11 protein-coding genes are annotated in these 11,602 nt (G+C 63.1%); 8 read left to right on the top strand and 3 right to left on the bottom strand.

The window, feature by feature from the left end; translation table 11 throughout:
- Nucleotides 1-52: 52 nt before the first annotated feature.
- Nucleotides 53-1,051: an alpha/beta hydrolase family protein gene (locus E8E78_RS02305; protein WP_084967480.1), complete on the top strand. Its 999-nt coding sequence runs from the start codon at nt 53-55 to the stop codon at nt 1,049-1,051.
- Nucleotides 1,052-1,097: 46 nt separating this feature from the next.
- Here the strand turns inward: E8E78_RS02305 and E8E78_RS02300 are convergent, their stop codons facing one another.
- Genes E8E78_RS02300 through E8E78_RS02290 form a run of 3 tightly spaced genes read right to left on the bottom strand, consistent with a single transcriptional unit; the run spans nt 1,098 to nt 3,554 of the window.
- Entirely contained in the window at nt 1,098-1,865 is a 768-nt protein-coding gene (locus tag E8E78_RS02300) for a TerB family tellurite resistance protein (RefSeq protein WP_016497712.1), read from the bottom strand.
- A 1-nt stretch (nt 1,866) separates the two neighbouring features.
- Entirely contained in the window at nt 1,867-2,538 is a 672-nt protein-coding gene (gene murU, locus E8E78_RS02295; protein ID WP_084967481.1) for an N-acetylmuramate alpha-1-phosphate uridylyltransferase MurU, read from the bottom strand.
- Nucleotides 2,535-3,554: a phosphotransferase gene (locus tag E8E78_RS02290; protein WP_084967482.1), complete on the bottom strand. Its 1,020-nt coding sequence runs from the start codon at nt 3,552-3,554 to the stop codon at nt 2,535-2,537. Before E8E78_RS02290 ends, murU begins: the two co-directional genes overlap by 4 nt.
- A gap of 130 nt (nt 3,555-3,684) precedes the next feature.
- Here E8E78_RS02290 and E8E78_RS02285 point away from each other — a divergent pair, with 130 nt between their 5' ends.
- From E8E78_RS02285 to glpE, 7 genes are all read left to right on the top strand, one after another.
- Nucleotides 3,685-6,489, top strand: a complete 2,805-nt coding sequence (locus tag E8E78_RS02285) for an LPS-assembly protein LptD (protein ID WP_059394944.1) — start codon at nt 3,685-3,687, stop codon at nt 6,487-6,489.
- Nucleotides 6,470-7,789 (top strand): peptidylprolyl isomerase SurA, encoded by a 1,320-nt coding sequence (gene surA / locus E8E78_RS02280; protein WP_059394945.1) that lies wholly within the window; start codon nt 6,470-6,472, stop codon nt 7,787-7,789. Before E8E78_RS02285 ends, surA begins: the two co-directional genes overlap by 20 nt.
- Nucleotides 7,786-8,775 (top strand): 4-hydroxythreonine-4-phosphate dehydrogenase PdxA, encoded by a 990-nt coding sequence (pdxA, locus tag E8E78_RS02275; RefSeq protein ID WP_059394946.1) that lies wholly within the window; start codon nt 7,786-7,788, stop codon nt 8,773-8,775. The genes surA and pdxA overlap by 4 nt, the downstream gene beginning before the upstream one ends.
- Nucleotides 8,772-9,575 (top strand): 16S rRNA (adenine(1518)-N(6)/adenine(1519)-N(6))-dimethyltransferase RsmA, encoded by an 804-nt coding sequence (gene rsmA, locus E8E78_RS02270; RefSeq protein ID WP_016497706.1) that lies wholly within the window; start codon nt 8,772-8,774, stop codon nt 9,573-9,575. Before pdxA ends, rsmA begins: the two co-directional genes overlap by 4 nt.
- A 205-nt stretch (nt 9,576-9,780) precedes the next feature.
- The gene (gene apaG / locus E8E78_RS02265; protein ID WP_049273767.1) at nt 9,781-10,161 is read left to right on the top strand and encodes a Co2+/Mg2+ efflux protein ApaG; all 381 of its coding nucleotides are present in this window, start codon (nt 9,781-9,783) and stop codon (nt 10,159-10,161) included.
- Nucleotides 10,161-11,027 carry a symmetrical bis(5'-nucleosyl)-tetraphosphatase gene (locus E8E78_RS02260; RefSeq protein WP_049273769.1) on the top strand — a complete coding sequence of 289 codons (867 nt, stop codon included), beginning with the start codon at nt 10,161-10,163 and terminating at the stop codon, nt 11,025-11,027. The genes apaG and E8E78_RS02260 overlap by 1 nt, the downstream gene beginning before the upstream one ends.
- 14 nt (nt 11,028-11,041) lie before the next feature.
- Nucleotides 11,042-11,374 carry a thiosulfate sulfurtransferase GlpE gene (gene glpE / locus E8E78_RS02255; RefSeq protein ID WP_059394947.1) on the top strand — a complete coding sequence of 111 codons (333 nt, stop codon included), beginning with the start codon at nt 11,042-11,044 and terminating at the stop codon, nt 11,372-11,374.
- Nucleotides 11,375-11,602 lie beyond the last annotated feature (228 nt).

Genomic DNA, 11,602 nt, shown 5'->3' with positions numbered 1-11,602 from the left:
CACGGGCAAATACTATTAGGCTGCCGGTATCATTCTGGCCCTGGGTTGACTCATGTCCACACTTTATCGCACGACGCTGGCAATGTGCTGCCTGGCCTCGATCCTTCCACTCGGCGCCTTGGCTGCCGAAGCCGAAAAACCACCCACCACCACCGAAGCTCCGGCCGCCGAAGCCCCGCGCCCGCCCCTGCTGGAGCGCAGCCAGGAAGATGCCCAGGCGCTGGAACGGCTTGTGCCCAAGGCCGAGCAGCAGACCCTGCAGGCCGGTGCCGACAGCTTCCTGGCCCTTTGGAAACCCGCCAATGACAACGACCCGCAAGGGGCAGTCATCATAATTCCCGGTGCAGGCGAGACCGCGGACTGGCCAAATGCGGTCGGCCCACTGCGGCAGAAATTCCCTGATGTCGGCTGGCACAGCCTGAGCGTCAGCCTGCCCGACCTGCTCGCCGACAGCCCGCAGGCAAGGGTCGAGGCCGCACCGCCCGCCGAGCCTGAGAAAGACAAAGGCGAAAGCGCACCGGCCAAGGACTTACCGGCCGACGCCAACGCCAACGTGGCCCAGGCCACCGCGGCCGATGCCGACACCGCAGAAAGCACTGACGCTGAACAGGCCAGCGAGCAGGCCGACCCGGCAGATGCCGAGCGTATCTTCGCCCGCCTGGATGCCGCCGTAGCGTACGCACAGCAACACAACGCCCGCAGCATCGTGCTGATCGGCCATGGTAGCGGTGCGTATTGGGCGGCACGCTACCTGAGCGAGAAGCAGCCACCGCAGGTACAAAAACTGGTGATGGTTGCCGCGCAGACACCGGCGCGGGTTGAACATGACCTGCAAAGCCTGGCGCCCACCTTGAAGGTGCCGACTGCCGATATCTACTACGTCACCCGTAGCAGCGACCGCAACGCGGCCGAGCAGCGCCTGCAGGCCAGCAAGCGGCAGAAGGACAGCCAGTACCGGCAGTTGTCGTTGATTGCCATGCCAGGGAACAAGGCGGCGGAACAAGAGCAGTTGTTCCGCCGGGTACGGGGGTGGATGAGCCCGCAGGGTTGAGTTCGGCTTGATTCTTGTGGTGGGGCATGAACCGAGCGCCGCCCGGTTACAGGCCCCGCCGCTTACGGATCATGGCATAGGCCTGATGCAATTCACGGGTACGCTCGGTCGCCTCACGCACCTGCGCCTCGCTGGCACCGGTACCCGCCAGCTTGTCCGGGTGATGCCGGCTGACCAGCCGGCGATACGCCTGCTTGACCTTGTCGGTCTCGGTATCAGCCTCAACCGCCAGCAAGCGCAGCGCCGCGGCATAGGTCATGGCCACCCCTTCCGTTCCGGCTGCCTTGCGCGGCTCGTACTCCAGCGACATCGCCTGCACCTGCCGCCGGCTCAGGCCCAGCTTCTGCCCCCAGTCCAGCAGCAGCTCACGTTCCTTGTTGCCCATCTTGCCGTCGGCCCAGACCATGCGCCAACACGCACGCAGGGTGCCTTCCGCCGCATGCGGCTGTTGGCGAATGCGGCGCAAATGGCTGCCCAGCCGGTCCTTGCCTGCCTTGCCACGGTTGAACGCGGCTATCGCGCGCAGCCGGGCCGCTTCGGCCAGGTCCAGGCGCAGCATTTCCTGGCGCGCCTGGCGGATATGCTGCTCGGCCACCCGCCCATCGCATTTGGCCAGGCGCCCGAGCATCACGAACAGCAACTCGTCGTCGCGCAAGGCCGCGCGCCCGCCCAGGCGTTCGCGCATGTCTTCCCAGCCCTGCAAGCGCAGGCGGCGGTCCAGGGCCTGCCCAAGCAACCCACCGAGCAAGGCCCCCGGAATGCTGGCAACAGCAAAACCGGCACCCACACCAATCAGCGTGCCTGGCCACCACATATCAGGCGCGCTCGCCAATCAAACGCTCAGCCTCGGCCAGGCGCTCAAGCGTACCAACATCCACCCAGTGCCCACGGTAGTGCTCGCCAGTGACCTTGCCATCCGCCATGGCCTGACGCAGCAGCGGTGCCAGCTTGAAGGCACCGGGCTGGCAACCGTTGAACAGGGCCGGGTGCAGCACAGAAAGCCCACTGAAGGTCAGCGTGCCGGGAGCGTCATCGCCATCGACGACTTGCTCGCCCACCAGGCGGAAGTCACCGCGCCCGTGATGGCCAGGGTTGTCGACCAGTACCAGGTGAGCAAGGCCTTGCAAGGGGGCCTGCAGGCCTGTGAAATCGTAGTCGCTCCAGACATCGCCGTTAACCAGCAGGAACGGCGCGTCACCCAGCAACGACAGGGCCTTGAAGATGCCGCCACCGGTCTCCAGCGGCTCGCCCTCGGGTGAATAACGGATGCTCACCCCGAAGCGGCTGCCATCGCCCAGGTGGTTTTCGATCTGCTGGCCGAGCCAGGCATGGTTGATCACCACCTCGGTAACACCCGCCGCCGCCAGGGCGTGCAGGTGGTACTCGATCAGCGGCTGGCCGGCGACCGGGATCAGTGGCTTGGGGGTATGCAAGGTCAACGGGCGCATACGCTCGCCCTTGCCCGCTGCCAGGATCATTGCCTTCATGCACGCGCTCCGGCCTGCAACTCGGCAATCAGCTCACCCAGCTCCGCCAATTCGGGCCGGCGGCCGATCACTTCTTCTATATAGGCGAAGAAACGCGGCACGTCGCCCAGGTAGCGCGGTTTGCCGTCGCGGTGGCAAATGCGAGCGAAAATGCCGATGACCTTCAGGTGGCGCTGCACACCCATCAGGTCGCTGGCACGCTGGAATGCTTCGAAGTCGCCCTGCACCGGGATGCCGGCCGCCCTGGCCTGCTGCCAGTAGTTTCGCAGCCAGCCTTCGACCCGTGCCTGCGGCCAGCTGAGGAAGGCGTCCTTGAACAGGCAGGTGATGTCGTAGGTGACCGGGCCGTACACCGCGTCCTGGAAGTCCAGTACACCGGGGTTGGGGGTACTCTGCATCAGGTTGCGCGGCATGTAGTCGCGGTGCACCAGCACCTTGGGCTGGGCCAGGGCGCTGTCGATCAGGAGCTGGCTGACGCGCTGCCAGGTGGCTTTCTGCGCTTCGCTCAGGGCCAGGCCAAGCTCACGCCCCACGTACCACTCGGGAAACAGCTCTACTTCACGGCGCAACAGGGCATCGTCGTAGCTGGGCAGCGGCGCATCCATTGGCAGGCGCTGGAAGGCCAGCAAGGCCTCGATGGCGTCGGCGAACAGGCCATCGGCGTTGTCGGTATCAATTACATCAAGGTATGTCTGGTGGCCCAGATCCCCCAGCAACAGGAAGCCGCGCTCCAGGTCCTGGGCATGGATCAGCGGCACATGCACACCAGCGCTGGCCAGCAAGTGGTCAATGGCGACGAACGGTCGGCAGTTTTCCTGCGGGGGGGGCGCATCCATGATGACGAAGCTGTGCCCAGCGCCCTGCCAGCGGAAGTAGCGGCGGAAGCTGGCGTCGCTGCTGGCCGCGGTCAGGCTGCCTGCGGGCACTTCGCCCCAGGCGTTGTTCAGGAAAAGATCATTGAGCTGCTCATCGAGCCAGACCGTCAGTTGTTGCAGGCGTACATCGTGTTCAGGCATTACAAGGGTCTCCGACGGCCCTAGCCGTCAAGCGGGTCATGCTTTATTATCCAGCATCTTTTTCAGACCATCGAGAGGCGTGCGGCCCCACACGCGGGCAGATGGCACGCAGGAAGCCCGGACTAATAAGATGGCATTGAAATCCCCCGCGTTTCGTAGAAAGTTTCCGTTGCTGGTAACCGGCGGTCTGCTGGCCCTGCAACCTCTGGCCACCTCATACGTAGTGGCAGCCGAACAGTTCGACTGCCAAGTGTCCGCCTCCGGTGGTTGGGACTGCAAGCCCAAAGCGCCAGTCAACAACCTGCCGCCGCGCCCGGTGCACGAAGGTGCGGCCGTCAGCTCCGGCACAGAAGCCGCGAGCGAAGCCGAAACTGCGGACCGGCCGATGCTGGTCACCGAGGCCAAGGGCCGTGCCCTGAAGTCGCGCAGCGAAGACTACAGCCACCTGGACTGGGTGCCGCGTGACAAGCTGACTGCAGCGCAGCTGGCCGAAACCGGCCCGTACTGCGGTGGCGCCTATATCGAGCCAACCCGCCCGGGCATGGCCGATACCACGCCGAAGGACGAGTCGCCGACCTACATCAACGCCAAGGTGTCCAAGTACCAGCAGGAGCAGCAGATCGCTACCCTCGCCGGTGACGTGGTGATGCGCCAGGGCAGCATGCAGGCCGAGGCCGATGAGGCCAACCTCTACCAGACCGAAAACCGTGGCGAGCTCAAGGGCAACGTCCGGATCCGTGACAACGGTTCGCTGGTGGTCGGTGACGAGGCACAGATTCAGCTCGACACGGGCGAAGCCCAGGTCGACAACGCCGAATACGTGATGCACAAGTCGCACATCCGCGGCAGTGCCCTGTATGCCAAGCGTGGTGAAAACGCCATCATCCGCCTCAAGGACGGTACGTACACCACCTGCGAACCAGGCAGCAACGCCTGGCAGCTGAAGGGCAACAACATCACCCTGAACCCGGCCACCGGTTTCGGTACTGCGACCAACGTTACGCTGCGGGTCAAGGATTTCCCGGTGTTCTACACACCGTACATCTACTTCCCGATCGACGACCGTCGCCAGTCCGGCTTCCTGCCGCCATCGTTCAGCACCAGCAGCGACACCGGCTTCATGCTGGTCACGCCGTACTACTTCAACCTGGCGCCCAACTACGACGCCACGTTGTACCCGCGTTACATGACCAAACGCGGCCTGCTGATGGAAGGCGAGTTCCGCTACCTGACGCCTTCCAGCGAAGGCCAGCTCGGTGGCGCGTACCTGAACGACAAGAACGACGACCGCAAAGACCAGACTGACTACAAAGAACAGCGCTGGATGGTCAACTGGCAGCACAAGGGTGGCCTGGACGAGCGCCTGATGACCGAGGTGAACTACACCGACATCAGCGACCCGTTCTACTTCCAGGACCTGGAGTCCGACCAGATCGGTGTTGAAAGCAAGGACTTCCTCGATCAGCAGGGCGCGTTGACCTGGCGTGGCGACAGCTACACCGCGCGGTTGAACGTGCATGCCTACGAGGCGGCGACCATTTCGCAGATCACGCCTTATGATCGCCTGCCGCAGATTACCTTCAATGGTGTGCTGCCTTATAAGCCAGGCGGGTTGAACTTCGCTTACGAAACCGAGGCCGCACGCTTCGAGCGTGATTTGAAGAACGACTTCGTTCTAGACAAAGATGGCAACCCGGACTTCTCTGCCGGGGCAGCCGGTCGCCGGCTTGATGAGAACATCCAGGGTATTGAACGCGCCAACGGAACACGTCTGAACGTCGCGCCGTCAATCAGCTACCCGATGACAGCCAGCTACGGTTTCATCACACCCAAGCTGAAGTATGCCTATACCCAGTACGACCTCGACCTGGACAGCAAAGGCAAAGCTGATGCAATCGCCTTGCAGAACGCGAACCCAAGCGCCTACGGCAGCTATGACAGCTCCGTGAATCGCGATGTACCGATCTTTAGCGTGGACAGCGGACTGTACTTCGACCGCAACACGTCGCTGTTCGGTACCAATTACAAGCAGACCCTCGAGCCGCGCATGTTCTACCTCTATGTCCCGTACAAGGACCAGAAGGACATCCCGCTGTTCGATACCAGCGAAACACTGTTCAGCTACGACTCGCTGTTCCGCGACAACCGTTTCAGCGGTACAGACCGTATTGGCGACGAGAACAAGCTGTCGCTGGGCGTGACCACCCGCTGGATCGAAGACAACGGTTTCGAGCGCCAAAACTTCAGCATCGGCCAGGCCTATTACTTCAAGGACCGCAAGGTCCAACTGCCAGGAATTGACTACCGCACCCGTCAATCCTCACAGTCTGATACGTCGCCGTACGCGCTGGTGTACAACTATTACTTCAACCGCGACTGGCGCTTCAACTCGGACTTCAACTGGGACCAGGACAGCCACAGCACCCGCTCGGGCAGCGCGATGTTCCACTACCAGCCTGAAGAAAACCCGAACAAGGTAGTCAACCTCGGGTATCGCTATCGCAACGATACCATCGTCTATGACTCCACCACGGGTACGTGGAAGGAAGGCGGTAGCTACGGCAACCCGGGCGACCCGAACTACATCAAGGACTACTACAAGATCCAGCAGCATGACTTCTCTGTCATCTGGCCGATCGTTCCGCAGTGGAGCGTCATCGCTCGCTGGCAGCATGACTACAACCGCAACCGCACCCTGGAAGCCATGGGTGGTTTCGAATACGACAACTGCTGCTGGAAGCTGCGTCTGATCAACCGCTACTGGATCGATTACGACGACTTCAGCCAGGCGCTTCCGCAGAACGAAAAAGGCGACCACGGCATCTTCCTTCAGATCGTTCTGAAAGGCCTCGGTGGCGTAGTGGGCAACAAGGTCGAATCTTTCCTCGACCAAGGCATTCAAGGTTACCGTGAACGTGAAGACCAAGCTTATTGATCGTCTGCGCCCAGTGTTGCTGGGCGCCGCTTTGCTGAGTGGCGCGGTGCATGCCGCGGTCCAACCTCTTGATCGCGTAGTGGCCATCGTCGACAACGACGTGGTCATGCAAAGCCAGCTGGACCAGCGCGTCCATGAGGTACAGCAAACTATCGCCAAGCGCGGCGGCGGCGTGCCGCCGACCAGCGCCCTTGAACAGCAGGTACTGGAGCGCCTGATCGTCGAAAACCTGCAACTGCAGATCGGCGAGCGCTCCGGCATCCGCATTACCGACGAAGAGCTGAACCAGGCCATCAGCACCATTGCCCAGCGCAATGGCATGTCGCTTGACCAGTTCCGCGCCGCCCTGGCCCGTGACGGCCTGTCGTTCGATGACGCTCGCGAGCAGGTCAAGCGCGAGATGATCATCAGCCGCGTGCGCCAGCGCCGCGTGGCCGAACGCATCCAGGTATCGGAGCAGGAAGTGAAGAACTTCCTCAACTCCGACCTGGGCAAGATGCAGATGTCGGAAGAGTACCGCCTGGCCAACATCCTCATTCCTACCCCGGAAGCCGCCAGCTCGGATGATATCCAGAAGGCCGCGCGCAAGGTGGGTGACGTGTACCAGCAACTGCGCCAGGGCGCCGACTTCGGCCAGATGGCAATTGCCAACTCGGCCAGTGAAAACGCCTTGGAAGGCGGCGAGATGGGCTGGCGTAAAGCCGGCCAACTGCCACCAGATTTCGCCAAGATGCTCAGCAGCATGCCGGTCGGTGAAATCACCCAGCCTATTCGCATCCCCAACGGCTTCATCATCCTCAAGCTCGAGGAGAAGCGCGGTGGCAGCGAGAACGTGCTGCGTGACGAAGTGCATGTACGCCACATCCTGATCAAGCCAAGTGAAATCCGCAGCGAAGCGGCCACCGAGCAACTGGCCGAGCGCCTGTACGATCGCATCAAGAACGGCGAAGACTTCGGCGAGCTGGCGAAGAGCTTCTCGGAAGACCCGGGTTCGGCGCTCAACGGCGGCGACCTCAACTGGGTAGACCCGAACAGCCTGGTACCGGAGTTCCGCGAACAGATGGCCAACGCCCAGCAAGGCGAAGTGACCAAGCCGTTCAAGACCCAGTACGGCTGGCACGTTCTGGAAGTGCTGGGCCGCCGCGCCACCGACAGCACCGAACAGGCACGTGAGCAACAGGCCCAGAGCGTCCTGCGCAACCGCAAGTACGACGAAGAGCTGCAAACCTGGCTGCGCCAGATTCGCGACGAAGCCTACGTTGAAATCAAGCTGCCTGGCGCTGACCAGGCCGCCCAGTGAAGCCCCAGCGCTTCGCCGTCACCCCTGGCGAGCCTGCCGGCATAGGTCCCGACCTGTGCCTGCTGCTCGCCGCAGACGCCCAGCCCCACCCCCTGATCGCCATCACCAGCCGTGACCTGCTCGCCGAGCGGGCCACGCAGCTGGGGCTGGCCGTCAGCCTGCTGCCAGTCGCCCCGGGCCAATGGCCCGACCGGCCGGCACCCGCGGGCAGCCTGTACGTGTGGGATACCCCTCTTGCAGCCCCGGTAGTGCCAGGCCAGCTCGACAAAGCCAACGCGGCGTTCGTGCTGGAAACCCTGACCCGCGCCGGGCAAGGCTGCCTGGATGGGCATTTTGCCGGGATGATCACCGCCCCGGTGCACAAGGGCGTGATCAACGAAAGCGGTATCGCCTTCTCCGGGCATACCGAGTTCCTTGCCGAACTGACCCACACCGCGCAAGTGGTAATGATGCTGGCCACCCACGGCCTTCGTGTGGCCCTGGTGACCACGCACCTGCCGCTGCGTGATATTGCCGACGCCATCACTGCCGAGCGCGTCGAACGTGTAACCCGTATCCTGCATGCCGACATGCGCGACAAGTTCGGCATTGCCAACCCGCGCATACTGGTGTGTGGCCTGAACCCGCACGCGGGCGAGGGCGGCCACCTGGGCCGCGAAGAAATCGACATCATCGAGCCGACCTTGGCCCGCCTGCGCACCGAAGGCATGGACCTGCGCGGGCCGCTGCCGGCCGATACCCTGTTTACCCCCAAATATCTGGAGCACTGCGACGCAGTGCTGGCGATGTACCACGACCAAGGCCTGCCTGTACTCAAGTACAAAGGCTTCGGCGCTGCAGTCAACGTGACCCTGGGCCTGCCGATCATCCGCACGTCGGTCGACCACGGCACCGCCCTGGACCTCGCCGGCACCGGCAACGTCGACACCGGCAGCCTGCGCGTTGCGCTGGAAACCGCCTACCAGATGGCCGAGAACCGACCATGAACGAGCAATACCAACACCGGGCGCGCAAGCGCTTCGGCCAGAACTTCCTGCACGACGCCGGCATCATCGACCGCATCCTGCGTGCCATCAACGCCAAGGCCGGCGAACACCTGCTGGAAATCGGCCCGGGCCAGGGCGCCCTGACCGAAGGCCTGCTGGGCAGCGGCGCACAACTGGACGTGGTAGAGCTGGACAAGGACCTGGTGCCGATCCTGCAGCACAAGTTCGGTAACCGCAGCAATTTCCGGCTGCACCAGGGCGACGCCCTGAAGTTCGACTTCAACCAGCTGGGCGTGCCACCGCGCAGCCTGAAGGTGGTGGGCAACCTGCCCTACAACATCTCCACCCCGCTGATCTTCCACCTGCTCAGCCATGCCGGCCTGATCCGCGACATGCACTTCATGCTGCAAAAGGAAGTGGTCGAGCGCATGGCCGCCGGCCCTGGTGGTGGTGACTGGGGGCGCTTGTCGATCATGGTGCAGTACCACTGCCGCGTCGAACACCTGTTCAACGTGGGCCCTGGCGCCTTCAACCCGCCGCCGAAAGTGGACTCGGCCATCGTCCGCCTGGTACCGCACGAAGTGCTGCCGTTCCCGGCCAAGGACCACCTGCTGCTGGAGCGCGTCGTTCGCGAAGCCTTCAACCAGCGTCGCAAGACACTGCGCAACACCCTGAAAGGCCTGCTCGACAGCGCAGCCATCGAGGCAGCCGGCGTGGATGGCAGCCTGCGCCCCGAACAGCTGGACCTGGCCGCCTTTGTGCGCCTGGCTGACCAGCTGGCTGATCAGCAACAAGCCTGATCCAGCCTGTACTGGCCTCTTCGCGGGTAAACCCGCTCTCGCAGGTACGCCACAGCCTTCGAATACTGTGCAATCCCTGTGGGAGCGGGTTCACCCGCGAACAGGCCGGCGCTGACAACAAAGACCACAAGCCCCACACCGCTGGCCCTCCCCCCTCCCAATGGCCTAGACTGCATTATTGCGTCAGCTCGCCCAAGGCCATTGCATGTCCGATCCTCGCTATCTGATCGACGTCAGCGTCGTGACCCGCTACCTGAAAGAACAATCCGACCCGGAAAACAGTCGTTACGCTTTCGCCTACACCATCACCGTGCACAACAGCGGCTCGCTCAAGGCCAAGCTGCTGTCACGCCACTGGCTGATCACCAATGGTGACGGCGAGGTAGAGGAAGTGCGCGGCTCCGGCGTGGTCGGCCAACAACCCAACATCGATCCGGGCCAGAGCCACACCTATAGCAGCGGTGCGGTAATCACCACCCGTGTGGGTACCATGCAGGGCAGTTACCAGATGTTCGCCGAAGACGGTAAGCGCTTCGACGCCGAGATCGCCCCCTTCCGCCTCGCGGTGCCCGGGGCACTGCACTGATGGCAACCTACGCCGTCGGTGACGTGCAGGGCTGCCTGCAGCCCCTCAAGTGCCTCCTCGAACGTGTCAGCTTCAACCCGGCCGTCGACCGCCTGTGGCTGGTCGGTGACTTGGTGAACCGCGGCCCCGAATCACTGGAAACCCTGCGCTTCCTGTATTCGATCCGCCAGTCGCTGGTCTGCGTGCTGGGCAACCATGACCTGCACCTGCTGGCCGCCTGGCACAACGTCGAGCGCCTGAAAAAAAGCGACACGCTACGCGAGATCATCGAAGCACCGGACGCCGACCTGCTGTTCCACTGGCTGCGCCAGCAAAAACTGCTGCATTACGACGAGGCACGCGGCATTGCCATGGCGCACGCGGGCATCCCGCCACAGTGGACGCTCGGCCAGGCCCTTGGTCTTGCGGCTGAGGTGGAAGAGGTACTGCGCGACGATGGCCGCCTGAAGCTGTACCTCGACGGCATGTACGGCAACGAGCCGAACAAGTGGAGCAAGCGCCTCACCGGCATCGAACGCCTGCGGGTCATTACCAACTATTTCACACGCATGCGCTTCTGCACCGCCGAGGGCAAGCTCGACCTCAAGAGCAAGGAAGGCCTGGGCACCGCGCCCAAGGGTTACAAGCCCTGGTTCGCACACAAGGACCGCCGCTCGCGGCATGTGAAGATCATCTTCGGCCATTGGGCCGCCCTCGAAGGCCGCGTCGACGAGCCGGGCGTCATCGCTCTGGACACCGGTTGCGTGTGGGGCGGCGCCATGACCCTGTACAACGTCGACAGCGGCGAATACCACCGCTGCGACTGCGCCGACGACGGCACCCTGCGCCAGCCGGCACAACCCACTACACTCAACGACCACACCTGAAGGAAGTAGTACCCATGAGCGAATTCAAGCGCATCCCTCCCGAGCAGGCCTTGGAGCTTCGCAAGCAAGAAGGTACGGTCGTCGTCGACATTCGTGACTCGCAAGCCTTCGCCGCAGGCCACATTACCGGCGCCCGGCACCTGGATAACCATTCGGTTGCAGACTTCATCCGCAACGCCGACCTCGACGCCCCGACCCTGGTGGTCTGCTACCACGGCAACTCCAGCCAGAGCGCTGCCGCCTACCTGGTAGGCCAGGGCTTTTCCGACGTGTACAGCGTGGACGGCGGCTTTGAACTGTGGCGCGCTACCTACCCGGCCGAGACCGCCCAAGGCACCGCCGAATAAATATTTTCATTTTTACTGCAGCCCGCGCCGCGTGCGGGCTTGCGGCTTATCTGACGAACGGTCGTTCGCAACTTCTCCGCCCCCCGCCCTTGAACTTGCCGATAACCAACTATTCTTAAGCGCAGGCCATCCAGAAAAAGGGGAGAGCCGGTACACCGGCGTGCGGGTCATCGGTAGCGTTACAGGGTGTTCTGGGGGGTATACAGCAACCGTCAAAACCGGTTGCAT

The sequence above is a fragment of the Pseudomonas sp. BN505 genome (genome assembly GCF_029873175.1).
GTDB classification, from domain to species: Bacteria; Pseudomonadota; Gammaproteobacteria; order Pseudomonadales; family Pseudomonadaceae; genus Aquipseudomonas; species Aquipseudomonas putida.
Note: the sequence above shows the minus strand (reverse complement) of the source record. Positions and strands in the feature narration are given on the sequence as shown.